Source organism: Microbacterium sp. CGR2 (assembly GCF_003626735.1).
Lineage (GTDB): Bacteria > Actinomycetota > Actinomycetes > Actinomycetales > Microbacteriaceae > Microbacterium.
The window spans coordinates 256,043-281,952 of record NZ_RBHX01000001.1 but is presented as its reverse complement, the minus strand read 5'-3'; the positions used below and the strand labels follow the sequence as shown (position 1 = coordinate 281,952).

General features: G+C 65.1%; 36 protein-coding genes. 31 read left to right on the top strand and 5 right to left on the bottom strand.

Annotation, left to right across the window (positions count from 1 at the left end; genetic code table 11):
- Positions 1-282: 282 nt before the first annotated feature.
- The 4 genes from D7252_RS01505 to D7252_RS01485 form a co-directional block, all read right to left on the bottom strand.
- The gene (locus D7252_RS01505) at positions 283-621 is read right to left on the bottom strand and encodes a hypothetical protein (RefSeq protein ID WP_120773777.1); all 339 of its coding nucleotides are present in this window, start codon (positions 619-621) and stop codon (positions 283-285) included.
- Positions 621-941 carry a WhiB family transcriptional regulator gene (locus D7252_RS01500; RefSeq protein WP_183055131.1) on the bottom strand — a complete coding sequence of 107 codons (321 nt, stop codon included), beginning with the start codon at positions 939-941 and terminating at the stop codon, positions 621-623. The genes D7252_RS01505 and D7252_RS01500 overlap by 1 nt, the downstream gene beginning before the upstream one ends.
- 966 nt (positions 942-1,907) lie before the next feature.
- On the bottom strand, positions 1,908-2,741 hold the full coding sequence (locus D7252_RS01490; protein ID WP_120773774.1) for a hypothetical protein: 834 nt from the start codon (positions 2,739-2,741) through the stop codon (positions 1,908-1,910).
- A 5-nt stretch (positions 2,742-2,746) separates the two neighbouring features.
- Entirely contained in the window at positions 2,747-2,929 is a 183-nt protein-coding gene (locus tag D7252_RS01485) for a helix-turn-helix domain-containing protein (protein ID WP_120773773.1), read from the bottom strand.
- 115 nt (positions 2,930-3,044) lie between these two features.
- Between D7252_RS01485 and D7252_RS01480 the strand changes: the two genes are divergently transcribed.
- Positions 3,045-3,710: a helix-turn-helix transcriptional regulator gene (locus D7252_RS01480; protein ID WP_120773772.1), complete on the top strand. Its 666-nt coding sequence runs from the start codon at positions 3,045-3,047 to the stop codon at positions 3,708-3,710.
- Positions 3,685-4,806, top strand: a complete 1,122-nt coding sequence (locus D7252_RS01475; RefSeq protein ID WP_120773771.1) for a site-specific integrase — start codon at positions 3,685-3,687, stop codon at positions 4,804-4,806. The genes D7252_RS01480 and D7252_RS01475 overlap by 26 nt, the downstream gene beginning before the upstream one ends.
- Positions 4,807-4,808: 2 nt before the next feature.
- Here D7252_RS01475 and D7252_RS01470 read toward each other — a convergent pair whose 3' ends face one another.
- A complete protein-coding gene (locus tag D7252_RS01470) occupies positions 4,809-5,297 on the bottom strand; it encodes a YajQ family cyclic di-GMP-binding protein (RefSeq protein ID WP_120773770.1) in 489 nt (162 codons plus the stop codon).
- A 188-nt stretch (positions 5,298-5,485) separates the two neighbouring features.
- On the opposite strand from D7252_RS01470, the gene D7252_RS01465 reads away from it, so the two are divergent.
- From D7252_RS01465 to rplR, 29 genes are all read left to right on the top strand, one after another.
- Positions 5,486-6,694, top strand: coding sequence for an extracellular solute-binding protein (locus D7252_RS01465; protein ID WP_120773769.1), 1,209 nt, complete (start codon positions 5,486-5,488; stop codon positions 6,692-6,694).
- Positions 6,695-6,760: 66 nt separating this feature from the next.
- Positions 6,761-8,365, top strand: a complete 1,605-nt coding sequence (locus tag D7252_RS01460) for an ABC transporter permease subunit (RefSeq protein WP_120776737.1) — start codon at positions 6,761-6,763, stop codon at positions 8,363-8,365.
- Entirely contained in the window at positions 8,365-9,273 is a 909-nt protein-coding gene (locus D7252_RS01455; RefSeq protein WP_120773768.1) for a sugar ABC transporter permease, read from the top strand. Before D7252_RS01460 ends, D7252_RS01455 begins: the two co-directional genes overlap by 1 nt.
- Before the next feature lie 49 nt (positions 9,274-9,322).
- Entirely contained in the window at positions 9,323-9,475 is a 153-nt protein-coding gene (locus D7252_RS19885) for a hypothetical protein (RefSeq protein ID WP_183055130.1), read from the top strand.
- A gap of 120 nt (positions 9,476-9,595) precedes the next feature.
- A complete protein-coding gene (locus tag D7252_RS01450; protein WP_120773767.1) occupies positions 9,596-10,729 on the top strand; it encodes an ABC transporter in 1,134 nt (377 codons plus the stop codon).
- A 71-nt stretch (positions 10,730-10,800) separates the two neighbouring features.
- Positions 10,801-11,229, top strand: coding sequence for a hypothetical protein (locus D7252_RS01445; RefSeq protein ID WP_251050561.1), 429 nt, complete (start codon positions 10,801-10,803; stop codon positions 11,227-11,229).
- A 60-nt stretch (positions 11,230-11,289) separates the two neighbouring features.
- A complete protein-coding gene (locus tag D7252_RS01440; protein WP_183055129.1) occupies positions 11,290-11,937 on the top strand; it encodes a spermidine/putrescine ABC transporter substrate-binding protein in 648 nt (215 codons plus the stop codon).
- Between the two features lie 237 nt (positions 11,938-12,174).
- Positions 12,175-12,543, top strand: coding sequence for a 30S ribosomal protein S12 (gene rpsL, locus D7252_RS01435; protein WP_046013400.1), 369 nt, complete (start codon positions 12,175-12,177; stop codon positions 12,541-12,543).
- 5 nt (positions 12,544-12,548) lie between these two features.
- Positions 12,549-13,022: a 30S ribosomal protein S7 gene (gene rpsG, locus D7252_RS01430; protein WP_028502477.1), complete on the top strand. Its 474-nt coding sequence runs from the start codon at positions 12,549-12,551 to the stop codon at positions 13,020-13,022.
- A gap of 90 nt (positions 13,023-13,112) precedes the next feature.
- Positions 13,113-15,230 carry an elongation factor G gene (gene fusA / locus D7252_RS01425; protein WP_120773765.1) on the top strand — a complete coding sequence of 706 codons (2,118 nt, stop codon included), beginning with the start codon at positions 13,113-13,115 and terminating at the stop codon, positions 15,228-15,230.
- 148 nt (positions 15,231-15,378) lie between these two features.
- Positions 15,379-16,569 (top strand): elongation factor Tu, encoded by a 1,191-nt coding sequence (gene tuf / locus D7252_RS01420; protein WP_120773764.1) that lies wholly within the window; start codon positions 15,379-15,381, stop codon positions 16,567-16,569.
- A 140-nt stretch (positions 16,570-16,709) separates the two neighbouring features.
- The gene (locus tag D7252_RS01415; protein WP_120773763.1) at positions 16,710-16,922 is read left to right on the top strand and encodes a hypothetical protein; all 213 of its coding nucleotides are present in this window, start codon (positions 16,710-16,712) and stop codon (positions 16,920-16,922) included.
- Positions 16,923-17,748: 826 nt separating this feature from the next.
- Entirely contained in the window at positions 17,749-18,057 is a 309-nt protein-coding gene (gene rpsJ / locus D7252_RS01410; protein ID WP_017201594.1) for a 30S ribosomal protein S10, read from the top strand.
- A gap of 8 nt (positions 18,058-18,065) precedes the next feature.
- Complete coding sequence (gene rplC, locus D7252_RS01405) at positions 18,066-18,725, top strand: 50S ribosomal protein L3 (RefSeq protein ID WP_120773762.1); 660 nt, start codon at positions 18,066-18,068, stop codon at positions 18,723-18,725.
- Between the two features lie 2 nt (positions 18,726-18,727).
- On the top strand, positions 18,728-19,411 hold the full coding sequence (rplD, locus tag D7252_RS01400) for a 50S ribosomal protein L4 (protein ID WP_120773761.1): 684 nt from the start codon (positions 18,728-18,730) through the stop codon (positions 19,409-19,411).
- The gene (gene rplW / locus D7252_RS01395) at positions 19,408-19,731 is read left to right on the top strand and encodes a 50S ribosomal protein L23 (RefSeq protein WP_046013406.1); all 324 of its coding nucleotides are present in this window, start codon (positions 19,408-19,410) and stop codon (positions 19,729-19,731) included. Before rplD ends, rplW begins: the two co-directional genes overlap by 4 nt.
- A 20-nt stretch (positions 19,732-19,751) precedes the next feature.
- Positions 19,752-20,591 carry a 50S ribosomal protein L2 gene (rplB, locus tag D7252_RS01390; protein WP_120773760.1) on the top strand — a complete coding sequence of 280 codons (840 nt, stop codon included), beginning with the start codon at positions 19,752-19,754 and terminating at the stop codon, positions 20,589-20,591.
- A 12-nt stretch (positions 20,592-20,603) separates the two neighbouring features.
- Complete coding sequence (gene rpsS / locus D7252_RS01385; protein WP_017201589.1) at positions 20,604-20,885, top strand: 30S ribosomal protein S19; 282 nt, start codon at positions 20,604-20,606, stop codon at positions 20,883-20,885.
- 25 nt (positions 20,886-20,910) lie between these two features.
- Complete coding sequence (gene rplV / locus D7252_RS01380; RefSeq protein ID WP_120773759.1) at positions 20,911-21,309, top strand: 50S ribosomal protein L22; 399 nt, start codon at positions 20,911-20,913, stop codon at positions 21,307-21,309.
- A complete protein-coding gene (gene rpsC, locus D7252_RS01375; RefSeq protein ID WP_120773758.1) occupies positions 21,309-22,067 on the top strand; it encodes a 30S ribosomal protein S3 in 759 nt (252 codons plus the stop codon). Before rplV ends, rpsC begins: the two co-directional genes overlap by 1 nt.
- A complete protein-coding gene (gene rplP, locus D7252_RS01370; protein ID WP_120773757.1) occupies positions 22,067-22,486 on the top strand; it encodes a 50S ribosomal protein L16 in 420 nt (139 codons plus the stop codon). The genes rpsC and rplP overlap by 1 nt, the downstream gene beginning before the upstream one ends.
- The gene (gene rpmC / locus D7252_RS01365) at positions 22,486-22,803 is read left to right on the top strand and encodes a 50S ribosomal protein L29 (RefSeq protein WP_067121112.1); all 318 of its coding nucleotides are present in this window, start codon (positions 22,486-22,488) and stop codon (positions 22,801-22,803) included. Before rplP ends, rpmC begins: the two co-directional genes overlap by 1 nt.
- The gene (rpsQ, locus tag D7252_RS01360) at positions 22,803-23,120 is read left to right on the top strand and encodes a 30S ribosomal protein S17 (protein WP_120773756.1); all 318 of its coding nucleotides are present in this window, start codon (positions 22,803-22,805) and stop codon (positions 23,118-23,120) included. Before rpmC ends, rpsQ begins: the two co-directional genes overlap by 1 nt.
- Positions 23,117-23,485 (top strand): 50S ribosomal protein L14, encoded by a 369-nt coding sequence (gene rplN, locus D7252_RS01355; RefSeq protein ID WP_025102399.1) that lies wholly within the window; start codon positions 23,117-23,119, stop codon positions 23,483-23,485. The genes rpsQ and rplN overlap by 4 nt, the downstream gene beginning before the upstream one ends.
- Before the next feature lie 3 nt (positions 23,486-23,488).
- Positions 23,489-23,848, top strand: coding sequence for a 50S ribosomal protein L24 (gene rplX, locus D7252_RS01350; protein ID WP_120773755.1), 360 nt, complete (start codon positions 23,489-23,491; stop codon positions 23,846-23,848).
- The gene (gene rplE / locus D7252_RS01345; protein WP_120773754.1) at positions 23,848-24,438 is read left to right on the top strand and encodes a 50S ribosomal protein L5; all 591 of its coding nucleotides are present in this window, start codon (positions 23,848-23,850) and stop codon (positions 24,436-24,438) included. Before rplX ends, rplE begins: the two co-directional genes overlap by 1 nt.
- Positions 24,439-24,590: 152 nt before the next feature.
- The gene (gene rpsH / locus D7252_RS01340) at positions 24,591-24,989 is read left to right on the top strand and encodes a 30S ribosomal protein S8 (RefSeq protein ID WP_120773753.1); all 399 of its coding nucleotides are present in this window, start codon (positions 24,591-24,593) and stop codon (positions 24,987-24,989) included.
- 6 nt (positions 24,990-24,995) lie between these two features.
- The gene (gene rplF, locus D7252_RS01335) at positions 24,996-25,532 is read left to right on the top strand and encodes a 50S ribosomal protein L6 (RefSeq protein ID WP_120773752.1); all 537 of its coding nucleotides are present in this window, start codon (positions 24,996-24,998) and stop codon (positions 25,530-25,532) included.
- Between the two features lie 2 nt (positions 25,533-25,534).
- Entirely contained in the window at positions 25,535-25,894 is a 360-nt protein-coding gene (gene rplR, locus D7252_RS01330) for a 50S ribosomal protein L18 (protein ID WP_120773751.1), read from the top strand.
- Positions 25,895-25,910 lie beyond the last annotated feature (16 nt).

Here is a 25,910-nt window from a genome sequence, read left to right as displayed (position 1 = left end):
CTTCCTGTCCCACCTTGTGTCCCACCTTGTGTCCCACCTTGTGTCCCACCTTGTGTCCCACCTTGTGTCCCACCTTGTGTCCCACCTTTTCGCCGGACGGCCGACGCACCTGGCACCGCCCGTAAGCGCGCCATGGTGCGGCACGACGCGTCGTCCGCGGCCGCCGGTGCCCTCGTGTTGAGAAGGTGGGACACGTGGGACATGGGACATGGCCACCGGGAGGGGGCTGGATCACTACCGGTGCTCTGCGGGAGGGTGTTGCCATAGAGATTTGCATGGCCCCTACCCCTGCGGAAGGCGTTGGTAGACCGCATAGCCGATCGGAGCTTTCTCGAGGCGTCCGTTCTCGTCGACGAGGAGGACCCATCCGTCGGTCTGACTCTCGGCTGTTGTGAGGTTACCGGCGGGGTGCTCCGCGCTTGGGTTGCCCGGCGCGACTGAGCGGCGCAGTGTGATGACGTAGTCGGGCGCGGTGCCGGGGTCTAGCCGCCAGGTCTTCCAGGGCCCCGTGATGACGCGGAGCGTGGGAGCGAGCGTGGTCGTCTCGACCGAGTCGGCGTCGTCGAAAGCCATGTAGAACTCGTAGCCCTTGTACTCGACCAGGTAGCCCTCCGTGGTCATCAGCTCCTGCTTCCTGCTGCGTCTGCAGCTTCCTTCGGCGGTCGACCGAGTCGGCGGGTCGAGTAGTCGGTGCCGGCCCAGAATCCGGCTTCGGGTTTCGCGGACTTCGCGAATGCGTTGCAGGCGGCGAGGAGGTCGCATCCGAAGCAGACGCGGCGCAGGGCGGTCGTCGTCGCGGGGTCCGGGTTGTCTTCGATGAACCTGCCGTCGTTGGCGCATGCCGGAGTGCTGGTCAGCATCCGCTGAGTCAGCTGCTCCAGCTGCTGTCCGCCTCTCACCGTGTCGCCTCCGGCATCTTCCGCTCGAGAGCTGCGCGCCATGCGGGGGAGCCCTCGGCGATCTTCCCGTCGTCGCGGATGCCGCACCCGCACCAGCCCGACACCGGATCGAACAGGTGGTCCGCACAGATGCCTGGAGGTGGTGAATCGCCACCCCATAGAGCGGGTTGCGCCGAGCGCACCTCACCACGGGGTACGCGACTGTGCGCACCCCTGGGGTCCGTCTGGCGGACGGCAGGGGTGTGCGCACTCTGCAGCCCCCCGCCGAGGTCCGCGTACGCTTCGCTGACGGCGCTCATGCGATGTCCGCCAACGGGTCTCGGTCCTCGCAGAGCATGCAGGTGCCGTCCGGGAATCGACGATGCTTCCCATTTCCGCAGTCGGTGCGTCTCTCGCTCATCGTTCCGCGAGTCTGCGCGAGGGTCTGAGACTCCGCAGCTCGGCGATCGATCGCGCACGCCCGGCACGGTTCGCTGTGCTCCCAGCTGGGATGCCGTCGACAGGTTCGGGCGGGCGCGCTCGCGCGCGTCTCCTCCTCTTTCTCCTCCCTCTTCCTCAGGTCCACGCTCACCGTGGTGTGTTCTGACAGCTCACCGTGGTGTGTTCTGCCGCTGACCGTGGTGTGTTCCGAGTTATTCACAACACGGTCAGCGTGGTCTGTTCGTGCAACGCCCGACGGTGAGCGTGGTGTGTCCGCGGAGAGTGGTGAACCGGTGCCATCGCGGAGGAGATAGCGGGTGTGTCGACCGGGAGCTCCCTTGCTGGCCACCGCGGTGAGTCCGAGCTTCGACAGCGTTGCCATCGCTCGGTCGACAGCGCGGAATCCGCTGGTCGTCGAGGGGGCACCCAGCGACTCTGCGAGAGCGATGCGGCCGCCAAAGTAGCTCGGCTCCGGGTCGGCATCGAGCGCGACGAGAGCCATGAATACGAGGACTCGAGTTGGCGCGTGGTCCGTTCCAGCTCGGGCGGCGGCCACGTACGCCGCCTTGGCGAGGCCTGCGCCCATCATTACTCCTGCTCCTTGATCTTGGTGGCGTTCGTCTTCTCGCACTCTGCGCGCATCCATTGCAGGTCATTCACGAAGCCGAGCAACTGGCTAGGCGAGAAGTCGGACTGATGTACGTCGACGTCGACGTACCATTCCTCTTCGTAGTCCAGCCGGCAGATGGTGATTGAGTACGCTTCTCCTCCGACCGAATCGAGTTCGTGAACTATCTCGGCCTCTCCGTGCCACGGGTGTCGACAGAGCGGTTCGGCGCATACCTCAGCGGGGGCGCTGTAGTCGTGCGAGGTGTAGGGATCGCAGTATGGCCGGGAGGAATCGAAGAGGAAGGTCATCTCGTCGGCCCATTCGGCTTCGGTGCGGCTCCACAGCTCGAGTGCGATCCCGTTGCGCGCATCTCGGACGATGTCGGTCAGGAATTGTGCGTCCTGCGCGTTGGCGCCCTTGAACAGGGTGAGCACGAATGCGCGCTCTCCGCTGCTCTGCTGCCGGATCTGGACCACGCCGCCCTTGCGCCACCACTTGCCGTCTGCGGTTCGCCAGACGAGCGCACGGCGCCCGACGGTCGTACGCCGAACAATCATCGGCAGTCCGACCACGGCATCCGTGATGCGAGCAACTCGACGGGTAGATGTGCTCTGTCGCGGCCGTTGGTGGATCGTCGCCTCGCAGTCCGCGCCGTCGGCGATCGCGACGCGGCGATCAGCGGCGATCGTGCCAGGGGTCGCTGCACCGGCGCGAGCCCGGCGTGTAGCCTTGCCCCAGATCGAATCCTTGGCGGGCTTCTGATCTTCGCCCTCGGCCGCTGTTCCAGCAGCGCCGGGGGCTTCCTTCGTCACCGGTCTCATTTCGCGACCTCGAACGCCTGATCAATGAACGCCTCGACATCGGATGATTTGAAGACGATCCGGCCAGCGATCTTCGCGTGCCTCGGAGCGGTGCCCTGGGCGATCATCCACCGGATCTGATCGGGCGACCTCCGGAGCCGGTCGGCCACCTCGGGGATGAACAGCAGCTTGTCTTCCATGATAATCCTTTCTCGGAATCGATCTGATCCCATCATGGGATAGACCGAGTATTCCCGTCAAGTCTCAATATCATCCCCTTGTGGAATTGCTTGACTCTTCCATACGCTGGGGGACATGACGGAAGAGAACGACGACTACATACGCCTGCTACAGGCGCAGATGGACGAGCTGCGCGATGCTGGCGCTGCATCGGGTCGAGCGTCGATGCTCCATCTCGAACGCGTCATGTGCGATAAGTTCCGCATGCTGCGTGAGGAGCGCGGGTGGTCCCAGAAAGAGCTCGCAGAGAAGGTCCGAGACTACGGGTTCGATTTCCATCAGTCGACGATCGCGAAGCTGGAGTCCGGCGCGCGACCGCTCCGGGTTGCTGAGATGTACGCCCTCTCGCATGTCTTCCGGATGCCTCCGGGTGCCGTCTTCTTCATGGCCTATTCGACGTCGGAAGACGATGGTCTCGATCCATTCGACAGCCTTACCCGGCTCCTCGCCCGAGAGGAGGAGGGGCGCGCTGAGATGCGCACGATGATGCTCGACCAAATGGCTCAGACCGTCGACATCATCGCGGATTACCAGACACGAATGAACTCGATCGTCGACGCGATGAGGAGAGTGGCTGCCACGAACCCGAATCTCGCGGACGTGATCGCAGAGATCAACGCGAAGCATCCGCGCCGGTCAGAGAACCGTCAGCCCACCCCGGATCTTCTCGAAGCCGAAGCCGCGGCTACGAAACTGATAAAGGGGAGATGGCCTGATGGCGAGCGTCAAGCAGAGGACTGACGGGGTCTGGCGCGCTCGGTACCGGGATGACGCCGGTAGGGAGCACGCACGGCATTTCGCACTGAAACGCGATGCGCAGAGGTGGCTCGATGAGGTGACGGCATCCGTCGTAACGGGTCAGTACGTGGATCCCCGAGCCGGCCGCGTCCTCTGGGCGGTCTGGGTGCGCGAATGGATGGACCGGCAGTCCTGGACGCCTGGGACGCGGGAAGCCGCGCAGACGGCCGTGCGGAGCGTCCCGTGGGCGGATGCGCCGATCGGCGGTGTGAAGCCATCAGAGGTGCTGTCGTGGGTCACTGCTGAGCGGAAGCGGGGGCTGGCGCCGTCGACGATCCGGACGCGACTGAACTATGTGCAGATGGCCTTCCGCGCCGCGGTGCGCGACAAGGTGATCCCAGCCAGCCCTGCGGACGGCGTTCGCGGGCCTCGTGCGCGGCGCGCCGACGCAGCGATGAAGGTGCTTGACGCCGATCAGGTGCGTTCGGTGCTCGCTGCAGCCGGAGACTTCCGGCCGTTCGTCGAGGTGTGCCTGTTCGCGGGCCTGCGTCTCGGCGAGGCGGCCGGGCTGCAGCTCGGCGATGTGAACTTCCTCGGGCGGACTATCAACGTCCGTCGCCAGGCGCAGGGCTCAACGAACAAGGCCGCGACGCTCGTCGGCCCGAAGGCCGGCAGTGAGCGCACGATCTTCGTTCCCGACGGTCTGACGAGATCTCTGTCGGCGCACGTTGCGACGATGGTGCTCACAAGCCCGGGGGAGCAGCTGTTCAGGACGTCGCTCGGCCGCCTGTGGCATCGGAACAACGCCGGCGAAGAATGGCGCCGCATCCGCACGTCCGCGGGGCTCCCCGAGGACGTGACGCTGCACGCGCTGCGTCACACGTTCGCGTCAAACCTCATCGCGAACGGGTGCGATGTCGTCACCGTGCAGCGCGCTCTCGGTCATGCTCAGCCGTCGATCACGCTGAACGTGTATTCGCACCTATGGCCGTCCGCGGAGGACCGGACCCGAGCTGCGACCGCCGCGTTCATGGCAGAAATCGAGCCTCCTGCGGACTCCCTGCGGACTGAAACAGGAAAACCCCTGGTCAGGACGTAGCTCTATCGGTAGTTGATGAACTGCAGGTCGACCTCGAGGTCGGACCCTCGCAACAGAGCCATGACCGCCTGAAGGTCGTCGCGACTCTTGGACTGCACGCGCAGCTCGTCGCCCTGGATCTGGCTCTTCACGCCCTTGGGGCCCTCGTCGCGGATGATCTTGCTGATCTTCTTCGCGTTCTCGGAGGAGATGCCGTCCTTGATCGTCGAGACGATGCGGAACTCCTTGCCGCTGGCGAAGGGTTCGCCCGACTCGAGGCTCTTGAGTGAGATGCCGCGCTTGATGAGCTTGGTCTGGAACACGTCGAGCACGGCCTTGGCCCGCTCTTCGGAGTTCGCGATGATCAGGATCGACTCGCCGCTCCAGGCGATCGATGCCCCGGTGCCCTTGAAGTCGTAGCGCTGCTCGATCTCCTTGCGGGCCTGGTTGAGGGCGTTCTCCGCCTCCTGGTGATCCACTTTCGAGACGATGTCAAAGGAACTGTCAGCCATACAGGAAGTGTAGCGAGCCTGCCGTTCTCGCGGACTCGTGGAAGCGTTTTCATGACCTGCCTGCCGCAGCTTCCTGGTCACAGGTTGATATCGACGCTCTCATTCACTGGGGGAGCAGCCGAAATCGAGGCATACTGTAAGCGCTTGCAGTACTTGCAGGACAACAGCATCGAGAGAGGCACACACCAATGAAGGTGAACAAGAGGGGCATCGTCGCCGCAGGCGCCATCGCCATCATTTCGACTCTGTCGCTTGCCGGCTGCTCCACCGGGACCAGCGGTGACGACTCGTCCGGCGCCGAGAGCGGCGGGAAGCTGACCGTCTGGGTGGACGCCGAGCGCGTCGACGCCCTGCAGAGCGCGGCGGATGCGTACAAGGACAAGACCGGCGTCGCGGTCGATCTCGTCGGCAAGTCCGTCGACGACATGAAAGACGACTTCATCCAGCAGGTGCCGACGGGCAAGGGCCCGGACGTCGTCATGGGTGCCCACGACTGGCTCGGCGAGCTTTCCACCAACGGTGTCGTCGCGCCCCTCGAGCTCGGTGACAGCTCCGAGGACTACCTGCCGGTTGCTCTCCAGGCCGCTACCTACGACGGCACGGTCTACATGCTGCCGTACGCCGTCGAGAACATCGCCGTGCTCCGCAACGCCGACCTCGTCCCCGAACCCGCTTCCGGCTTCGACGACATGATCGCCAAGGGCACCTTCGTCGTCGAGCAGGGCGCAGAGGGCAACCCGTACCACCTCTACCCCTTCCAGACCGCCTTCGGTGCTCCGGTCTTCGGCACCGACGATTCGGGCAGCTACGACTCCGCGGACCTGCAGCTGGGCAGCGAGGGCGGCTTCGCCTTCGCCGATTGGCTCGGTGCCCAGGGCACGGCAGGAACGCTCAACACCGACATCGACGGCGAGATCGCCAAGCAGCAGTTCCTCGACGGCACGGCGGCCTTCTGGCTGACCGGCCCCTGGAATGTCGGCGCAGCGACGGAGGCCGGCATCAACGTCGAGATCGACCCGATCCCCAGCCCGACCGCCGAGACCGCCTCGCCGTTCGCCGGCGTGAAGGGCTTCTTCGTCAGCGCCGAGTCGAAGAACAAGGTCGCCGCGAACGACTTCCTCGTCAACTACATCGGCACCGAAGACGTGCAGCTCGACCTGTTCGAGGCCGGCAACATCCTGCCCGCGCTGACCGCAGCTGCCGACACCGCAGCATCCGACCCGATCATCGCCGGCTTCCAGGCCGTCGGTACCGACGCGGTTCCGATGCCGGCCATCCCCGCGATGGGCTCCGTCTGGGAGTTCTGGGGCGTCGCAGAGGCAGCGATCATCAACGGCGAAGACCCGAAGTCGACGTGGCAGAAGCTCGTCGACGACGTGACCGCCGCGATCAAGTAACGATCAAGCACGAACCCTGCCGGGATGGGCGCGCGCCCATCCCGGCAGGACCATGACGGGGACGACATGACAGACACCGCTGAGCCCACAACTCCTCCGACGCCGCGGCAGCGACAGGCGGCGAAGATCGCAGAGGCAGCTTCCGGCCCGATCGGGTGGATGCTGTTGAAGATCCTCCTGCTCGCGATCGTGGACGCGATCGCCGTGTATGCGGCCTTCGTGCTGTTCATGCACAAGGAATGGCTGATCCTCGGCCTCGTCGTCGTGGTCACCGTCCTCGTCAACTATCTGTACTTCTCTCGCAAGCGCATCGCGGCGAAGTACCTCACCCCCGGCATCATCTTCCTCGTGGTGTTCCAGGTGTTCACGCTGCTCTATACCGGATACATCGGGTTCACGAACTACGGCACCGGTCACAACGGCACCAAGGACCAGGCGATCTCCTCACTCCTCGCCTCGGCTCAGGAGCGCGTGGAGGACTCGCCCACCTACCCCGTGACAGTCGTCGAGCAGTTCGGTGAATACGGCCTTCTCGTCACCGACCCCGACAGCGGTGACGCGCTCCTCGGCACGGCCGACCAGCCTCTGCAGGAGGTCGACGCGGACTTCGAGGGTGGAAAGGCGGTCTCGGTCGACGGGTGGACCACCCTCCCGCTCGCCACCGTGTTCACGCTCTCCGAAGAGCTCGAGACGCTGTCGGTCCCGTTCAGCGATGATCCCAACGACGGCAGCCTCCGCGCACCCGACGGGCAGAGCGGATATCTGTACGTCTCCACGCTCGAGGTCGATGCGGATGCCGATGCGATCACCGACACCCGCACCGGAACCGTCTACTCCGACATCGGCACGGGCGCCTTCACCTCAGACGGCGGCGAAGAGCTGCTGCCCGGCTGGCAGACGACGGTCGGCTTCGACAACTTCGTGCGCGCCGTCAGCGACCCCACCATCCGCGGCCCGCTGATCTCGGTGACCGTGTGGACGTTCGCGTTCGCCCTCATCTCGGTCGCCTCGACCTTCTTCCTCGGGCTGCTGCTGGCACTGGTGTTCAACAACACCCGGATGCGGTTCCGCAACGGCTACCGGATCATCCTGATCCTCCCGTATGCCTTCCCGGCGTTCCTGTCGGCACTCGTGTGGGCCGGCATGATGAACGAGAGCTTCGGATTCATCAACCAGGTGATCTTCGGCGGGGCATCCATTCCCTGGCTCACCGACCCCACGCTCGCCAAGGTCTCGGTGCTGCTGGTGAACCTGTGGCTCGGCTTCCCGTACATGTTCCTCGTCTGCATGGGGGCACTGCAGGGAATTCCCGATGACGTGAACGAAGCGGCCGTCATGGACGGCGCGAACCCCTGGCAGGTCTTCCGCCGCATCAAGCTGCCCTTGCTGCTGGTGACCGTCGCGCCGCTGCTGATCTCGTCGTTCGCGTTCAACTTCAACAACTTCAACCTGATCTACATGCTCACCAAGGGCGGGCCGCGCTTCAGCGACGTGTCCATACCGGTCGGACACACCGACATTCTGATCTCGATGGTCTACAAGGTCGCGTTCACCGGTCAGTCCCGCGACTACGGGCTGGCGTCCGCTTTCACGATCCTGATCTTCATCGTGGTCGCGACGATCTCCATCGTGAGCTTCCGCAAGACCAAGGCCCTCGAGGAGCTGAACTGATGAGCACCGACACCCTCGCCCCCGCAGCGAAGAGCCGTGCCCCGCGCCGCCGCAGTGCCGGCGCATGGTTCGCCGACACCGGATGGCGCCACGTGGTGGCGATCATCGTGAGCGCCTTCGCCCTCTTCCCGCTGCTGTACGTGGTCTCCGCCTCGCTCAATCCGCAGGGAACCCTGACCGGCTCGAATCGACTCTTCTCGGCCGTCGGCATCGACAGCTACGTGCGCATCCTCAGCGACCCGCAGAATCCGTACGGGCTCTGGTTCCTGAACACCCTGGTCGTGGCGGTCATCACCGGTGCGGTGACGGTGTTCATCGGCGCCTGCGCCGCGTACGCGTTCTCTCGGATGCGCTTCGCCGGACGTCGAGTGGGCCTCGTCACGATCGTGGTCGTGCAGATGTTCCCGCAGCTGCTCGCCGTCGTCGCGATCTTCCTGCTCATGTCGACGCTGGGGGATTGGTTCCCGGACATCGGACTGAACACGCACACGGGGCTCATCCTCGTGTACCTCGGCGGCGCGCTCGGAGTGAACACGTACCTCATGTACGGGTTCTTCAACACCATCCCGAAGGAGATCGACGAGGCGGCGCGCATCGATGGCGCCGGCCACGCACGGATCTTCTTCACGATCATCCTGCGCCTCGTCGCGCCGATCCTCGCCGTCGTCGGCCTGTTGTCGTTCATCGGAACGGTCAACGAGTACGTGATCGCGAGCGTCATCCTCGTCGATGTCGAGCAGCAGACGCTGGTCGTGGGTCTCACCAAGCTCGTCGCGAACCCCCGCTACGCCGACTGGTCGGCGTTCTCGGCCGGCGCGGTCATGGCCGCCATCCCGGTCATGATCCTCTTCCTGTTCCTGCAGAAATACATCGTCGGAGGCCTCACAGCCGGAGCGACGAAGGGCTGATCGGCGTTGCGGACGGGAAGTCGTCCGCCGCGGTCGTACGGTGAGGGGCATGGCACGCGTGGCGGAGCGGAACCTCGCACTGAGTTGGTTCGTCGGAGTGCTCTGCGCCGGCATCGTGGGAGCTCTCCTGTGGCTGTCGCTTCCCCTGGTGCCCTTCCTCGCGGAGTTCGCCGGCGACGCGCTGCGCAGCGCCCTTCCCTGAATCCGGATGCCCGGAGGGCCGGGAATCCGGGCCGAATGACGACACGTCGGCACGCCTCCGGGAGCGGTCGTGCGCGCGGCGGTAGCCTCGCAGTGCACATATCGACGAGAGGCGCACCCCATGAGTGACCCCGAGGGTACCAAGCCCGAAAAGCCGACAGACGTCGACGAGGTCGTCGGCAACGCCAACGCCGGTCTCGATGCCGCCGCCGCAGCGGGTGCAGACGTCCCCGGCGGCACGACCGAAGCTCCGGCGAACAAGCCGGTCGACCCCGATCTCGCCGCGTTCGAAGCGGCCGAGCGGGAACACCCCGGCCTGTTCTCATCGCCGTCCCCTGTGGACTCCTCGGCTCCGTCCAGCGAGACCCGTGCCTCCGGCGAGTCCGACGCGAGCCCGATCTTCGTCGCACCGGTCGCCGGCGGCGCCGTCTCCCGAGACGACTCGGACCGCGACAACACCGACCGCGACAACACCGATCGCGACAGCACTGCCCGCGTCGACACGGTCCGCGACCACAGCGATCGCGACAGCACGGACCGCGATTATGCGAATGGCGCCTACGTCCCGCCCACCGCGCGGCATCACGAGGACTCGGGCATTGCGGATGCCGCCTACGCATCGTCTGCCGATGACACCGAGACACGGGTCGTCCCGTCGGAGCCCACCTGGGCGCCGGCCTCGCAGACGCCCCAGCCCATTTTCGTGCAGGCCCCGGAGCCGCCGCGCGACCGCGGCAACCGCGGCACCGCCGGTGCGATCGGACTCCTCGCCACCCTGGCCTTCGCCATCCTCTACCTCGCAGCCACCCTGGGCCTCGGCGCACTGGCCGGCGACGTCACGGGAGAGAACATCGGCGAGGCGCTCGTCGCCCCGCTCATGACCTGGGGCTACTGGACGCCCGTCGTGGTGTTCTTCCTCGGCTTCTGGCTGCTCGGCGCGATCATCAACAGGGGCCGCTGGGGCCTCTGGGTCGTCTTCGGCATCATCGTCGGCATCATCGCCTACGCCGGCCACATCCTCGGTCAGCTGTTCGAGGCGCCGTTCTGGGAGCTGACTCCCACCGAGGGGCTCGACCTGGTCGGCGAGCAGCTGCTCGCACCACTGGCGATCGCGGCCTTCGTGTTCGCACGCGAGCTGACGATCTGGTTCGGCGCCTGGGTGGCGCGCAGCGGTGCCCGCAAGACCGAACTGAACGACGAGGCGCAGCGTGAGTATGAGCGCACCCTCGAAGCCGGCCCGACCTTGGCGCGGTAATCACGAACTCCACCACGCCGAACCCCCGCGGGCCCGAGTCCGCGGGGGTTTCGGCTGTCCTGGCGCTGATCTTGGCGACCATCGGCTTCTTCGCGCTCGCGGTGTTCGGGCTCGGCGCGGTCAGTCTCCTGACGGATGCCGATCTGATCGCGATGCCAGGACTCGGGCCTGCGCCGGGGGTCATCGGGATGCTGTCGGGCATCGTGGCGTTCGCCGCGATGTCGTGGTCGACCCTGCGCACGCCGCATCCGTCCTTCACGTCCGCGTTCGCCATCGCACTCGTCACAGGACTGGTGCATCTCGTGGGCATCTGGCTGGCCGTGATGATCGGGTCGGGGAACGCCGTCATCGCCACGGCCGTCGCGGGGGACTTCGTGCGCGGCGGTGCCAGCGTCGCTCTCCTGCTCGCGGCGGCGATCGCCGCATGGGGCGGGATCGCTCTGCGGCGCACCAAGGCCGCGCAGCCGCGATGGCCGTGGGAACGCGACGAGGAGGAATGACGCCCCGCCGTCCCGAAGGAAATCGCCGCGGCGGAAGCCGACGCGCCGTACGCTGAACCTGTGGAGCGCTCGCTGGAGACGCAGGTGGACCAGGCCGTGGAGTCCTGGTTGCGTTGGGTGCCGCGCTGGGAGCCGGCCACCCACCGGGGACGTGTCGCGCCGTGCCGCCGATGCCTGGGCTCGCCGATCCTCTCCGCCGCCGGCATCGGGGCGAACACCCCGCACGGCGTGCAGCACGGACTCTCGACGCGGATCAAGACCATCGTCGACCACGCCGTCGCGGACTACACGGCCCGAAACCTTCCGGTGCTTCAGCGTGAGTTGGATCACCAGGCGGCACGCAATCGGGCGCGCAGCTACCGGCCGGCGGAGAACTTGGATCCGGAGTTCGACGGGCTGCCGCTCGACCCGGAGCCTGTGCCCGGAGCGCCCTTCCTGTTCACGATCGCCGAGCTCGCCGACGACGCCGCGGCGCAACTGCCGCCCCTCCCGCCGCTGACCGAGGAGGCGAAGGCCGCCCTCCGCCAGGAGGTAGCGCTCGCGGACGAGTACGCCAACATGGTCGGCCGCGAGATCTGCGCCATCCTGCTGCGCCACCGGTTGCACATCCAGGCGGCGATCTCACAGCATGTGGAGCCGCAGATCGAAGCGCTGCTGGCCGAACTGACCCAGTCGCTGGATTCGCCCTTCGACCCCGACGCGCTCTAGCGCGCTTCGCCGCTCGCGCGGTCGCGCGAGGCCGCCGATCATTTGACCCCCAGGTTACGCACCATTACACTTGGTCAGGTGTGTGCACGTCTCGACGTGCGCGCTGGGCGTCGGCACCTTGCCGGTCCGCCCCCACGGCATACCCACCACACCAAAGGCACGTCGATTCCGGCCTGCCGGTGGGGCATGATGTGAAACCCATCACGCTGTCACCGTGCAGCACTATGAGGAGAGAACGTGCCAACCATTCAGCAGTTGGTTCGCAAGGGTCGCTCGCCGAAGGTCACCAAGACCAAGACGCCTGCCCTGAAGTCGAACCCGCAGCAGGCCGGGGTCTGCACCCGCGTCTACACCACCACCCCCAAGAAGCCGAACTCGGCGATGCGCAAGGTCGCTCGTGTGAAGCTCCGCAACGGGGCCGAGGTCACGGCGTACATCCCCGGTGAGGGCCACAACCTGCAGGAGCACTCCCTGGTGCTCGTCCGTGGCGGTCGTGTCAAGGACCTCCCCGGTGTGCGTTACAAGATCGTCCGTGGCGCCCTGGACACCCAGGCAGTCAAGAACCGTAAGCAGGCTCGTAGCCGCTACGGTGCGAAGAAGGGTTGAGTTAGATGCCTCGTAAGGGTCCCGCCCCTAAGCGCCCCGTCGTCAACGACCCGGTATACGGCGCTCCGATCGTCACCTCGCTGGTGAACAAGATCCTCGTCGACGGCAAGAAGTCGCTGGCCGAGTCGATCGTCTACGGCGCCCTCCGCGGCGTCGAGGCGAAGAACGGCGGCCAGGATGCTGTCGCCACCCTCAAGAAGGCGCTCGACAACGTGCGCCCCACCCTCGAGGTCCGCAGCCGCCGCGTCGGTGGCTCGACCTACCAGGTTCCGATCGAAGTCAAGCCGCACCGCGCGAACACCCTCGCGCTGCGCTGGCTCGTGAGCTACGCCAAGGGTCGTCGTGAGAAGACGATGACCGAGCGTCTCCAGAACGAGATCCTGGACGCGTCGAACGGCCTGGGTGCCGCGGTCAAGCGCCGTGAAGACACTCACAAGATGGCCGAGTCGAACCGCGCGTTCGCTCACTACCGCTGGTAAAACCTTCGACGGGCTCAGGAGCCATCCGGTTCCTGAGCCTGTCACCCCCCTCCGCGCAGCACCACTGCACGAAAAGATAAGGACACTCCTGTGGCACAAGACGTGCTCACCGACCTGAGCAAGGTCCGCAACATCGGCATCATGGCCCACATCGATGCCGGCAAGACCACGACGACCGAGCGCATCCTGTTCTACACGGGCGTCAACCACAAGCTCGGCGAGACGCACGATGGCGCCTCGACCACCGACTGGATGGAACAGGAGAAGGAGCGCGGCATCACGATCACGTCTGCCGCCGTGACCTGCTACTGGAACAAGAACCAGATCAACATCATCGACACCCCCGGTCACGTGGACTTCACCGTCGAGGTGGAGCGTTCGCTCCGTGTCCTCGACGGCGCTGTCGCCGTGTTCGACGGCAAGGAGGGCGTCGAGCCCCAGTCCGAGACCGTGTGGCGTCAGGCCGACAAGTACAACGTTCCCCGTATCTGCTTCGTCAACAAGATGGACAAGCTCGGCGCGGACTTCTACTTCACCGTCGACACGATCATCAACCGCCTCGGTGCGAAGCCGCTGGTCATCCAGCTGCCCATCGGCTCGGAGAACGACTTCATCGGCGTCATCGACCTCGTCGAGATGCGCGCACTGGTCTGGGCGGGTGACTCCAAGGGTGACGTCACCATGGGAGCCTCCTACGAGATCCAGGAGATCCCGGCCGACCTCAAGGACAAGGCAGACGAGTACCGTCAGCAGCTCCTCGAGACCGTCGCCGAGACCGACGACGCGCTGCTCGAGAAGTTCTTCGGTGGCGAAGAGCTCACCGTCGCCGAGATCAAGGGCGCGATCCGCAAGCTGACGGTCGCCTCCGAGATCTACCCGGTGCTCTGCGGATCCGCGTTCAAGAACCGCGGCGTCCAGCCGATGCTCGACGCGGTCGTCGACTACCTGCCGAACCCGCTCGACGTCGGTTCGATCGAAGCGCACGACCCCAAGGACTACGACACGATCATCGAGCGTCACCCCGACGCGAAGGACCCGTTCGCGGCCCTCGCGTTCAAGGTCGCGGTGCACCCGTTCTTCGGTCGTCTGACCTACGTGCGTGTGTACTCCGGTCAGCTCGACTCCGGCTCCGCGGTCATCAACTCGACCAAGGGCAAGAAGGAGCGCATCGGGAAGATCTTCCAGATGCACGCCAACAAGGAGATCCCGGTTCCCTCGGTGACCGCCGGAAACATCTACGCTGTCATCGGCCTGAAGGACACCACCACCGGTGACACCCTGACCGACCCGGCGTCGCCCGTCGTTCTCGAGTCGATGACCTTCCCGGAGCCCGTCATCGAGGTCGCCATCGAGCCGAAGACCAAGGCCGACCAGGAGAAGCTGGGTGTCGCCATCCAGAAGCTCGCTGAAGAGGACCCGACCTTCCGCACGGAACTCAACCCCGAGACCGGTCAGACGACCATCAAGGGCATGGGCGAGCTGCACCTCGACATCCTCGTCGATCGCATGAAGCGCGAGTTCAACGTCGAGGCGAACGTCGGCAAGCCCCAGGTGGCCTACCGCGAGACCATTCGCAAGGCCGTCGAGAAGCACGACTACACCCACAAGAAGCAGACGGGTGGATCGGGTCAGTTCGCCAAGATCCAGTTCAACATCGAGCCGCTCGACCTCGACGACGAAAAGACGTACGAGTTCGTGAACGCTGTCACGGGTGGTCGCATCCCCCGTGAGTACATCGGCTCGATCGACGCCGGTTTCCAGGACGCGATGAACGTCGGTGTCCTCGCGGGCTACCCGATCGTCGGCGTCAAGGCGACCATCGTCGATGGTGCGGCGCACGACGTCGACTCCTCGGAGATGGCGTTCAAGATCGCCGGTTCCATGGGCTTCAAGGAGGCTCTCCGTCGTGCCAGCCCGGCGCTGCTCGAGCCGCTGATGGCCGTCGAGGTCCGTACGCCTGAGGAGTACATGGGCGACGTCATCGGCGACCTGAACTCCCGTCGTGGTCAGATCCAGTCGATGGAAGACGCCGCAGGCGTCAAGGTCGTCCGTGCACACGTGCCGCTGTCCGAGATGTTCGGCTACATCGGCGACCTGCGCTCGAAGACCTCGGGTCGCGCCGTCTACTCGATGGAGTTCAACAGCTACGCTGAGGTTCCCCGGGCCGTGGCGGACGAGATCGTCCAGAAGCACCAGGGCGGCGAGTAATCACTTCCTGGGAGTCGGGCTCCGGTCCGGCTCCCAGGTCCCCTACAACTTCACATTCCCTCTCTACTAAACTGAGATTCACACCCGTAGAGAACCGGTCGCAAACCAGTGCCCGGTCACCTCTACACGACGTCCTGAGGAGGACCCAGTGGCTAAGGCCAAGTTCGAGCGGACCAAGCCGCACGTCAACATCGGAACCATCGGTCACGTTGACCACGGCAAGACCACGCTCTCCGCAGCGATCTCGAAGGTGCTTGCTGACAAGTTCCCGTCTGACACCAACGTGCAGCGCGACTTCGCTTCCATCGACTCGGCGCCGGAAGAGCGCCAGCGTGGTATCACCATCAACATCTCGCACATCGAGTACGAGACCCCCAAGCGCCACTACGCGCACGTTGACGCTCCCGGCCACGCCGACTACGTCAAGAACATGATCACCGGTGCAGCTCAGATGGACGGCGCGATCCTCGTGGTCGCCGCCACTGACGGCCCGATGGCTCAGACGCGTGAGCACGTTCTGCTCGCCAAGCAGGTCGGCGTGCCGTACCTGCTCGTCGCGCTGAACAAGGCCGACATGGTCGACGACGAGGAGATCCTGGAGCTCGTCGAGCTCGAGGTCTCCGAGCTCCTCGCCTCGCAGGGCTTCGCCGAGGACGCTCCTGTCGTCCGCGTCTCCGCTCTCAAGGCCCTCGAGGGCGACGAGAAGTGGGTCCAGTCGATCCTCGACCTCATGGAGGCCGTCGACAACAACGTTCCCGACCCCGTGCGTGACAAGGACAAGCCGTTCCTCATGCCTGTCGAGGACGTCTTCACGATCACCGGTCGTGGAACCGTCGTCACCGGCCGCGCCGAGCGTGGCACCCTCGCGATCAACTCCGAGGTCGAGATCGTCGGACTCCGTCCGACCGTCAAGACCACGGTCACGGGTATCGAGATGTTCCACAAGCAGCTCGACGAGGCATGGGCCGGCGAGAACTGTGGTCTCCTGCTCCGTGGCACGAAGCGTGAAGATGTCGAGCGCGGCCAGGTCATCGTGAAGCCGGGTTCGGTCACGCCGCACACCGACTTCGCGGGTACCGCGTACATCCTGTCCAAGGACGAGGGTGGCCGTCACAACCCCTTCTACACGAACTACCGCCCGCAGTTCTACTTCCGCACCACGGACGTCACCGGCGTCATCACGCTGCCTGAGGGCACCGAGATGGTCATGCCCGGCGACACCACCGACGTGACGGTCGAGCTGATCCAGCCGATCGCCATGGAAGAGGGCCTCGGCTTCGCCATCCGTGAGGGTGGACGCACCGTCGGCGCCGGTACGGTCACGAAGATCATCAAGTAAGCATCTGCTTCCTCGCAAAGGGGTCGGACCTTCGGGTCCGGCCCCTTTGTCGTTGCCGGGTTCCGTTTTCCCAGACCGCCCGTGCACAATGATTGTGGCCGACGCTCTTCCGTCGGCACCACACCTCAGAGGGGATCAGCATGGGTATCGACGACGCTGTCAACAAGGGCAAGGACGTCTACGAGCAGAACAAGGACAAGATCGCCGAGGCCGTCAAGAGCGAGCAGGCGGAGGACATCAGCGACAAGGTCCTCGATGGCGTCGCCGACTTCGCCAAGAAGCTCGCCCCGGGCGCGGCGGAGAAGATCGATGAGATCCGCGACGCCGCGGACAAGTCGGTCGGCAACCAGTAACCCGACGCGAACGAAAGCGGCGGTCCCCAGTCGGCGGACCGCCGCTTTCGTGTGAGTGGCGGAATCTTCGTGCCGGAGTCGCGCGAGACGAACCGGACCACGTAGGATGATCGAGACCGCCTGGGGATCTTGCGGTCGGGGTATGCCGAAGGGGTTCGGCGCCCGAAACACGCGGCTTCCGCGTACAAACTGGGGATAAGCGATCTTGGGGATCATCGTGCGACGCGCGCACTCTGTGCGCCTGAGCGTCACCCTGCCTGCGCGGCGGGTCTTCCGCCGCGCCCACGGTCGAGGATGGCGGCGTCCCTTCACGTCGGCATCCTCGCGTTCAGTGTGCCCCCTCGCACTGGACGCCTTCCCCGGGCGGGGTGAGGCATGGGGATGCCTCACCCCGTTCTCCCGGGCGATCTGACCTGTCAGGACGCGCTTTCAGAGGCTTCGGCCGTGGCGCGACACGCCCGGGTTTGCAGAAGTGAAATCAGCCGTGGCAGAATAGACAGGTTCGATATTCCGTCTGCGCTGTGCGCGTGATGGATCACTGCCAGGGCAGTGCATAGACGGCGCCTCCTTCGGGACGGTGCAGGGTTCTAGGCCGCGGGTAGCAGAGCAAATCCCCGGACACCTTCTTCCGAGGAGGTTCGCCGTGCGCGGCGAAGGTCGGAATCCGCGCGCCGCGAGGTGCGCGGCTGACACAAGAACAGTGGTGCAGCAGATCGACTCGCAAGAGCCGTTCTCGTGCCGAGGCGCGAACAGCGCCGACGTGCGTCCAATGCCCCAGGGTCACCCGGCCCAGGACGGTAAGACGCTTAAAGAGAGAGAGCAGACAATGGCGGGACAGAAGATCCGCATTCGCCTGAAGTCGTATGACCATGAGGTCATCGACACGTCCGCACGCAAGATCGTCGACACCGTGACCCGTGCGGGTGCGACCGTCGTCGGACCCGTGCCCCTTCCGACCGAGAAGAACGTCGTGTGCGTCATCCGGTCGCCGCACAAGTACAAGGACAGCCGCGAGCACTTCGAGATGCGCACCCACAAGCGTCTGATCGACATCGTCGACCCGACGCCGAAGGCTGTCGACTCGCTGATGCGTCTCGACCTCCCGGCCGACGTCAACATCGAGATCAAGCTCTGAGGTTCGACATGGCTGACATCAACTCCAAGGTTTCCAAGGGAATGCTGGGCACGAAGCTCGGCATGACCCAGGTCTGGAACGAGAGCGGCAAGCTCGTTCCCGTCACCGTCATCGAACTGGCACCGAACGTGGTCACCCAGGTCCGCACCCCCGAGAAGGACGGCTACAACGCCGTGCAGATCGCGTACGGCCAGATCGACCCGCGCAAGGTGAACCAGCCCCTCACGGCTCACTTCGAAGCAGCCGGCGTCACGCCGCGCCGCCACGTCACCGAGATCCGCACCGCGGATGCTGCCGAGTACACGCTCGGTCAGGAACTCACGGTGGATGGCACCTTCGAAGCCGGCCAGCTCGTCGACGTCGTCGGCACGAGCAAGGGCAAGGGCACCGCGGGTGTCATGAAGCGCCACAACTTCAAGGGCGTCTCGGCATCCCACGGTTCGCACCGCAACCACCGCAAGCCCGGCTCGATCGGCGCATCGTCGACCCCGAGCCGCGTCTTCAAGGGCATGCGCATGGCCGGCCGTATGGGTGGCGAGCGCGTGACCGTCCTCAACCTCACGGTGCACGCCGTCGACATCGAGAAGGGTCTGCTGCTCGTCAAGGGCGCCGTCCCCGGTGCTCGTGGCCGCATCGTCTACGTCCGCAACGCAGTGAAGGGTGCCTGATCATGGCTGACTCCACTCTCGCGCTCGACGTCCTCAAGGCAGACGGCACCAAGGCAGGCTCCATCGAGCTTCCCGCCGCTCTGTTCGACGTCAAGACGAACATTCCGCTCATCCACCAGGTCGTGGTCGCGCAGCTCGCTGCCGCTCGCCAGGGTACTCACTCGACCAAGCGTCGTGGTGAGGTCTCCGGTGCCGGCCGCAAGCCCTTCAAGCAGAAGGGCACGGGTAACGCCCGTCAGGGCTCGATCCGCGCGCCGCACATGACCGGCGGTGGCATCGTCCACGGCCCGAAGCCGCGTGACTACTCGCAGCGCACACCCAAGAAGATGATCGCCGCCGCCCTGCTGGGCGCGCTCAGCGACCGCTTCCGTGGTGACCGCCTGCACGCGATCGACTCCTTCGGCACCGACGGTGCGCCTTCGACCAAGGCCGCCGTCAGCTTCCTCTCGCAGGTCGCCACGTCGAAGAACGTCCTCGTGGTCATCGTGCGCGATGACGAGCTGGCGCTGAAGAGCATGCGCAACCTCAGCAACGTCCACATCCTGACGTTCGACCAGCTCAACGCCTACGACGTGCTCGTCTCCGACGACATCGTCTTCACCCAGGCCGCTCTCGAGGGCTTCATTTCGATGAAGGTCAATGCAGGCATCGTGAGCAAGGCTGACAACCAGGAGGTCTCCGCATGAGCGAGCAGGCATCTGTTCTCCAGACGGCTCTGAACAAGGACCCGCGCGACATCATCCTGAAGCCGGTCGTCTCTGAGAAGAGCTACGGTCTGATCGACGAGGGCAAGTACACGTTCCTCGTGGACCCGCGCGCTTCGAAGTCCGAGATCAAGCTCGCCATCGAGAAGATCTTCGGCGTCAAGGTCGCTGGGGTCAACACCCTCAACCGCGTCGGCAAGGCTCGCCGCACCCGCTTCGGCACCGGCAAGCGCAAGGACACCAAGCGCGCCATCGTCACCCTGAAGTCGGGCACCATCGACATCTTCACGGCAATCGGCTGATCCGGGGGATAAGGACAATAATGGCTATTCGCAAGTACAAGCCCACGACCCCGGGCCGTCGCGGCTCGTCGGTGGCTGACTTCGCCGAGATCACTCGATCGACGCCGGAGAAGTCGCTGCTGCGCCCGATCTCGAAGACCGGTGGTCGTAACAACCAGGGCCGCATCACGACCCGTCACATCGGTGGCGGACACAAGCGTCAGTACCGTGTCATCGACTTCCGTCGCAACGACAAGGACGGCGTCAACGCACGGGTCGCTCACATCGAGTACGACCCCAACCGCACGGCACGCATCGCGCTGCTGCACTACTTCGACGGCGAGAAGCGCTACATCCTCGCGCCGGCGAAGCTGAAGCAGGGTGACGTCATCGAGTCGGGTGCCGGCGCGGACATCAAGCCGGGCAACAACCTGCCGCTGAAGAACATCCCGACGGGTACCGTCATCCACGCGATCGAGCTCCGCCCCGGCGGCGGCGCGAAGATGGCGCGTTCGGCCGGAGCATCCGTCCGTCTCGTCGCCAAGGACGGCCCTTACGCCCAGCTGCGTCTGCCCTCGGGCGAGATCCGCAACGTCGATGCGCGCTGCCGCGCGACCATCGGCGAGGTGGGCAACGCCGAGCAGTCGAACATCAACTGGGGCAAGGCCGGCCGTATGCGCTGGAAGGGCGTCCGCCCGACTGTCCGTGGTGTCGCGATGAACCCGGTCGATCACCCGCACGGTGGTGGTGAGGGTAAGACGTCCGGTGGTCGTCACCCCGTCACTCCTTGGGGCCAGGCTGAGGGTCGTACCCGTCACGCCAACAAGGAAAGCGACAAGTACATCGTGCGTCGTCGTAACGCCGGCAAGAAGCGTAAGTAGGAGTAAGAGAAGATGCCTCGCAGTCTTAAGAAGGGCCCCTTCGTCGACGAGCACCTGCTTCGCAAGGTGGTCGTGCAGAACGAAGCCGGCACGAAGAACGTCATCAAGACCTGGTCCCGTCGGTCCATGATCATCCCGGCAATGCTGGGTCACACGATCGCGGTCCACGACGGACGCAAGCACATTCCTGTGTTCGTGTCCGAGACCATGGTCGGTCACAAACTGGGCGAGTTTGCGCCCACCCGCACCTTCCGCGGCCATGAGAAGGACGACAAGAAGGGCCGCCGCCGCTGACGCGGTGGCGATAGAGGAGAGAGAAATGGTGGAGTCCATCGCACGCGTGCGACACATCCGCGTGACCCCTCAGAAGGCTCGTCGTGTCGTCGCGCTCATCAAGGGCAAGCAGGCCCAGGAGGCTCTGGCGATCTTGAAGTTCGCACAGCAGAGCGCCAGTGAGCCGATCTACAAGCTTGTCGCGTCGGCCATGGCCAACGCGCAGGTCAAGGCGGATCGTGACGGCGAGTACCTCGACGAGCAGGACCTGTACGTGGCTAACGCGTACGTGGACGAGGGATCGACGCTCAAGCGTTTCCGTCCCCGTGCACAGGGTCGCGCTTTCCAGATCAAGAAGCGCACGAGCCACATCACGGTCGTGCTCTCGACGCCTCCGGCGGCTCCGGCCGTTGCGGGCGACAGCAACAAGAAGGCGAGCAAGTAATGGGACAGAAGGTAAACCCGTACGGCTTCCGCCTCGGCATCACGACGGACCACGTCTCGCGTTGGTTCTCTGACTCGACGAAGCCGGGTCAGCGGTACGCCGACTACGTGGCCGAGGACATCAAGATCCGCAACCTGCTCAAGACGCAGCTCGACCGCGCCGGTGTCTCGAACATCGAGATCGAGCGCACCCGTGACCGCGTCCGCGTCGACATCCACACCGCCCGTCCGGGCATCGTGATCGGTCGTCGTGGAGCCGAGGCCGAGCGCATCCGCGGCGACCTCGAGAAGCTCTCGGGCAAGCAGATCCAGCTGAACATCCTCGAGGTCAAGAACCCCGAGGCCGACGCTCAGCTCGTCGCACAGGGTGTCGCCGAGCAGCTCTCTGCTCGTGTGGCGTTCCGTCGTGCGATGCGCAAGGGCATGCAGGGCGCTCAGCGCGCTGGTGCCAAGGGCATCCGCATCCAGGTCGCCGGCCGTCTCGGCGGCGCCGAGATGAGCCGGTCGGAGTTCTACCGCGAAGGTCGTGTGCCGCTGCACACGCTCCGCGCGAACATCGACTACGGCTTCTACGAGGCCAAGACCACCTTCGGCCGCATCGGTGTGAAGGTCTGGATCTACAAGGGCGATCTCACCAACAAGGAGCTCGCACGCGAGCAGGCCAACGCGCCGAAGTCCCGTGGTCGTGACGACCGCGGTGGCGACCGTCGCCGCGGACCTCGCAACGAGGCCCCCGTCGCAGAAGGAGCGTCTGCCTGATGCTTATTCCCCGCAAGGTCAAGTACCGCAAGCAGCATCACCCCAAGCGTGATGGCCAGGCCACCGGTGGCACGAAGGTCTCCTTCGGCGACTACGGCATCCAGGCGCTCACGCCTGCTTACGTGACCAACCGTCAGATCGAGTCCGCTCGTATCGCGATGACCCGTCACATCAAGCGTGGCGGAAAGGTGTGGATCAACATCTACCCTGACCGTCCGCTCACGAAGAAGCCTGCCGAAACCCGCATGGGTTCCGGTAAGGGTTCTCCCGAGTGGTGGGTCGCCAACGTCAAGCCGGGTCGCGTCCTCTTCGAGGTCGCCGGTGTGAGCGAGGAACTCGCTCGTGAGGCACTGACCCGAGCAATTCACAAGCTGCCGCTCAAGGCACGCATCATCAAGCGCGAGGAGGGCGACGCGTAATGGCGATCGGCACCAAGGAGCTCGCTCCGGCAGAGCTCGACACGTTCGAAGACCAGCGCCTCGTCGAGGAGCTGCGTAAGGCCAAGGAGGAGCTTTTCAACCTCCGTTTCCAGTCGGCCACCGGCCAGCTGGAGAGCCACGGCCGCATCCGCGCTGTGAAGCGCGACATCGCGCGTCTCTACACCGTGATCCGCGAACGCGAGCTGGGCATCCGTGCGACGCCCGCTCCGGTCGAGGCTCCGGCGAAGAAGGCGACCAAGTCGAAGGCGAAGAAAGCGGATGCCGCTGACGACGCCGTGAAGGAAGAGGCTGAGTGATGGCCACCAAGAAGGAAGCCGCCGTCGAGGCTGAGCACGCAGCACATGACGTGCGCGATGCGGGTGCCCGTGGGTACCGCAAGTCGCGTCGTGGCTACGTCGTCAGCGACAAGATGGACAAGACCGTCGTGGTCGAGGTCGAGGACCGCGTGAAGCACCCGCTTTACGGCAAGGTCATCCGCCGCACCTCGAAGGTCAAGGCGCACGATGAGGCGAACTCCGCCGGCATCGGCGACCTGGTCCTGATCAACGAGACCCGCCCGCTGAGCGCCACGAAGCGCTGGCGTCTGGTGGAGATTCTGGAGAAGGCCAAGTGATCCAGCAGGAATCCCGTCTCAAGGTCGCCGACAACACCGGCGCCAAGGAACTGCTCACCATCCGCGTTCTCGGTGGCTCGCGCCGCCGCTACGCGGGTCTCGGTGACACCATCGTGGCCACCGTCAAGGACGCGATCCCGGGCGGCAACGTCAAGAAGGGCGACGTCGTCAAGGCGGTCATCGTCCGCACCAAGAAGGAGACGCGCCGTCCCGACGGTTCGTACATCAAGTTCGACGAGAACGCCGCCGTCATCCTGAAGAACGACGGGGAGCCCCGCGGCACCCGTATCTTCGGACCGGTCGGTCGTGAGCTTCGCGACAAGAAGTTCATGAAGATCGTCTCGCTCGCGCCGGAGGTTATTTAAGTCATGGCGAAGATCAAGAAGGGTGACCTGGTTCAGGTCATCACCGGTGCGACGCAGGAGCGTGGCGGCGATCGCGGCAAGCAGGGCAAGGTCCTCGAGATCCTGGCCGACAAGAACCGCGTCATCGTCGAGGGCGTGAACTACGTCACCAAGCACACTCGCGTCGGTCAGACGCAGCGTGGCACCAAGACCGGTGGCCTCGAGACCGTCGAGGCCTCCATCCACATCTCGAACGTCGCACTCGTCGACCCCTCGACCAAGAACCCGACCAAGGTCGGACACCGGGTCGAGGAGCAGACCAAGGACGGCGTCAAGCGCACCGTCCGCGTGCGTTACGCGAAGAAGTCAGGTAAGGACCTCTGATGGCAACCACCGACGCCGCGGTGGCTGGCAAGATCCAGCCCCGCCTGAAGGCGAAGTACAACGCCGAGATCAAGAAGGCGATGCAGGAAGAGTTCGGTTACTCGAACGTCATGCAGATCCCCGGACTGGTCAAGGTCGTCGTGAACACCGGTGTCGGCGAGGCAGCTCGCGACAGCAAGGTGATCGATGGTGCGGTCGACGACCTCACCAAGATCACCGGCCAGAAGCCGATCGTCACGAAGGCCCGCAAGTCCATCGCACAGTTCAAGCTGCGCGAGGGCCAGGCCATCGGCGCGCACGTCACCCTCCGTGGTGACCGCGCGTGGGAGTTCATCGATCGTCTCGTCTCGCTCGCTCTGCCCCGTATCCGCGACTTCCGCGGCCTCTCGGGCAAGCAGTTCGACGGCAACGGCAACTACACCTTCGGTCTCCAGGAGCAGAGCGTGTTCCACGAGATCGATCAGGACAAGATCGACCGGGTTCGTGGTTTCGACATCACTGTCGTCACCACCGCGAAGACGGATGACGAGGGTCGGGCACTGCTCCGCCACCTCGGCTTCCCGTTCGCTTCGGAAGACGCGAAGGCGTAACACTTCTCTCCGGCCGTTGGGCGAGCATCCGCTCGCTCAACGGCCGGATTCCGCGGGTTCCCCGCGGTAAGGCATAATAGAAGATTGCGTGTCATCGCAGGCCGTCTGTCGTGTAACGGCAGCCGGAACCTCATGAACAAAGGAAAACAACAATGACAATGACAGACCCGGTCGCAGATATGCTGACCCGTCTGCGCAACGCGAACTCGGCGCACCACGACTCCGTGACGCTGCCGTCGAGCAAGCTCAAGACGCACATCGCTGAGATCCTCCAGCAGGAGGGCTACATCGCCGGCTGGGAGACTTCTGACGCTCGCGTCGGAACGAACCTGACCCTGTCGCTGAAGTACGGTCCCAACCGTGAGCGCTCCATCGCCGGCATCAAGCGTGTCTCGAAGCCCGGCCTTCGCGTCTACGCGAAGTCGACGGAGCTCCCCAAGGTCCTCGGCGGCCTCGGCGTGGCCATCCTGTCCACCTCCTCCGGTCTTCTCACCGACCGTCAGGCAGAGCAGAAGGGCGTGGGCGGAGAAGTTCTCGCCTACGTGTGGTAATCGAACATGTCGCGTATTGGACGACTTCCCATCGACGTGCCTGCCGGCGTGACCGTTTCGGTCGACGGCCGTCAGGTCAAGGTCTCCGGACCCAAGGGTGAGCTCAACCTCACCGTGTCCGCACCCATCGAGGTCGCGATCGAGGAGAACCAGGTTCTGGTCTCCCGTCCCGACGACGAGCGCGAGTCCCGGTCGCTTCACGGCCTGACCCGCACGCTCATCAGCAACAACATCATCGGCGTGACCCAGGGCTACACCAAGGGTCTCGAGGTCGTCGGCACCGGTTACCGCGTGGCTCAGAAGGGCAGCTCGGTCGAGTTCGCCCTCGGCTTCTCGCACCCGGTCCTGATCGACCCGCCCGCCGGGATCACGCTCACGGTCGAGGGCACCAACAAGCTCACCGTCAGCGGAATCGACAAGCAGGCTGTCGGCGAGGCAGCTGCCAACATCCGCAAGATCCGCAAGCCCGAGCCGTACAAGGGCAAGGGTGTGCGCTACGCCGGCGAGAACGTGCGTCGCAAGGCCGGAAAGAGTGGTAAGTAACCATGGCTCTCAAGTCAAAGTCTGACGCCCGCGCGCGTCGTCACGCCCGCCTTCGCAAGAAGGTCGTCGGCACCGAGGCGCGTCCGCGTCTCGTCGTCAACCGTTCGGCTCGCCACGTCTTCGTGCAGCTCGTCGACGACAGCAAGGGTTTCACCGTTGCGTCGGCTTCGACGCTCGAGACCGACCTGCGCTCGCTCGACGGTGACAAGACCGCCAAGGCTCGCAAGGTCGGCGAGATCCTCGCCGAGCGTGCGAAGGCCGCAGGCGTTTCCGAGGCTGTGTTCGACCGTGGCGGCAACCGCTACGCAGGTCGTGTCGCCGCCATCGCCGACGGCGCCCGCGAAGGGGGTCTGGCACTGTGAGTGACAACAAGGAGAA

Excerpts from the sequence above, each read along its gene's own strand:
- rplW (WP_046013406.1), top strand. The coding sequence starts at position 19,408 with ATGAGCGAGCAGGCATCTGTTCTCCAGACGGCTCTGAACAAGGACCCG.
- D7252_RS01500 (WP_183055131.1), bottom strand. The coding sequence starts at position 941 with ATGGCGCGCAGCTCTCGAGCGGAAGATGCCGGAGGCGACACGGTGAGA.
- rplV (WP_120773759.1), top strand. The coding sequence starts at position 20,911 with ATGGTGGAGTCCATCGCACGCGTGCGACACATCCGCGTGACCCCTCAG.
- D7252_RS01465 (WP_120773769.1), top strand. The coding sequence starts at position 5,486 with ATGAAGGTGAACAAGAGGGGCATCGTCGCCGCAGGCGCCATCGCCATC.
- rpmC (WP_067121112.1), top strand. The coding sequence starts at position 22,486 with ATGGCGATCGGCACCAAGGAGCTCGCTCCGGCAGAGCTCGACACGTTC.
- rplF (WP_120773752.1), top strand. The coding sequence starts at position 24,996 with ATGTCGCGTATTGGACGACTTCCCATCGACGTGCCTGCCGGCGTGACC.
- rpsH (WP_120773753.1), top strand. The coding sequence starts at position 24,591 with ATGACAATGACAGACCCGGTCGCAGATATGCTGACCCGTCTGCGCAAC.
- rplX (WP_120773755.1), top strand. The coding sequence starts at position 23,489 with ATGGCGAAGATCAAGAAGGGTGACCTGGTTCAGGTCATCACCGGTGCG.
- rpsG (WP_028502477.1), top strand. The coding sequence starts at position 12,549 with ATGCCTCGTAAGGGTCCCGCCCCTAAGCGCCCCGTCGTCAACGACCCG.
- D7252_RS01475 (WP_120773771.1), top strand. The coding sequence starts at position 3,685 with ATGGCGAGCGTCAAGCAGAGGACTGACGGGGTCTGGCGCGCTCGGTAC.
- rplR (WP_120773751.1), top strand. The coding sequence starts at position 25,535 with ATGGCTCTCAAGTCAAAGTCTGACGCCCGCGCGCGTCGTCACGCCCGC.
- rplE (WP_120773754.1), top strand. The coding sequence starts at position 23,848 with ATGGCAACCACCGACGCCGCGGTGGCTGGCAAGATCCAGCCCCGCCTG.
- D7252_RS01470 (WP_120773770.1), bottom strand. The coding sequence starts at position 5,297 with ATGGCTGACAGTTCCTTTGACATCGTCTCGAAAGTGGATCACCAGGAG.
- rplB (WP_120773760.1), top strand. The coding sequence starts at position 19,752 with ATGGCTATTCGCAAGTACAAGCCCACGACCCCGGGCCGTCGCGGCTCG.
- rpsJ (WP_017201594.1), top strand. The coding sequence starts at position 17,749 with ATGGCGGGACAGAAGATCCGCATTCGCCTGAAGTCGTATGACCATGAG.
- D7252_RS01480 (WP_120773772.1), top strand. The coding sequence starts at position 3,045 with ATGACGGAAGAGAACGACGACTACATACGCCTGCTACAGGCGCAGATG.
- rplP (WP_120773757.1), top strand. The coding sequence starts at position 22,067 with ATGCTTATTCCCCGCAAGGTCAAGTACCGCAAGCAGCATCACCCCAAG.
- rpsQ (WP_120773756.1), top strand. The coding sequence starts at position 22,803 with ATGGCCACCAAGAAGGAAGCCGCCGTCGAGGCTGAGCACGCAGCACAT.
- D7252_RS01455 (WP_120773768.1), top strand. The coding sequence starts at position 8,365 with ATGAGCACCGACACCCTCGCCCCCGCAGCGAAGAGCCGTGCCCCGCGC.
- rpsC (WP_120773758.1), top strand. The coding sequence starts at position 21,309 with ATGGGACAGAAGGTAAACCCGTACGGCTTCCGCCTCGGCATCACGACG.
- D7252_RS19885 (WP_183055130.1), top strand. The coding sequence starts at position 9,323 with ATGGCACGCGTGGCGGAGCGGAACCTCGCACTGAGTTGGTTCGTCGGA.
- rpsS (WP_017201589.1), top strand. The coding sequence starts at position 20,604 with ATGCCTCGCAGTCTTAAGAAGGGCCCCTTCGTCGACGAGCACCTGCTT.
- D7252_RS01505 (WP_120773777.1), bottom strand. The coding sequence starts at position 621 with ATGACCACGGAGGGCTACCTGGTCGAGTACAAGGGCTACGAGTTCTAC.
- rplC (WP_120773762.1), top strand. The coding sequence starts at position 18,066 with ATGGCTGACATCAACTCCAAGGTTTCCAAGGGAATGCTGGGCACGAAG.
- D7252_RS01485 (WP_120773773.1), bottom strand. The coding sequence starts at position 2,929 with ATGGAAGACAAGCTGCTGTTCATCCCCGAGGTGGCCGACCGGCTCCGG.
- D7252_RS01415 (WP_120773763.1), top strand. The coding sequence starts at position 16,710 with ATGGGTATCGACGACGCTGTCAACAAGGGCAAGGACGTCTACGAGCAG.
- rplD (WP_120773761.1), top strand. The coding sequence starts at position 18,728 with ATGGCTGACTCCACTCTCGCGCTCGACGTCCTCAAGGCAGACGGCACC.
- D7252_RS01460 (WP_120776737.1), top strand. The coding sequence starts at position 6,761 with ATGACAGACACCGCTGAGCCCACAACTCCTCCGACGCCGCGGCAGCGA.
- D7252_RS01450 (WP_120773767.1), top strand. The coding sequence starts at position 9,596 with ATGAGTGACCCCGAGGGTACCAAGCCCGAAAAGCCGACAGACGTCGAC.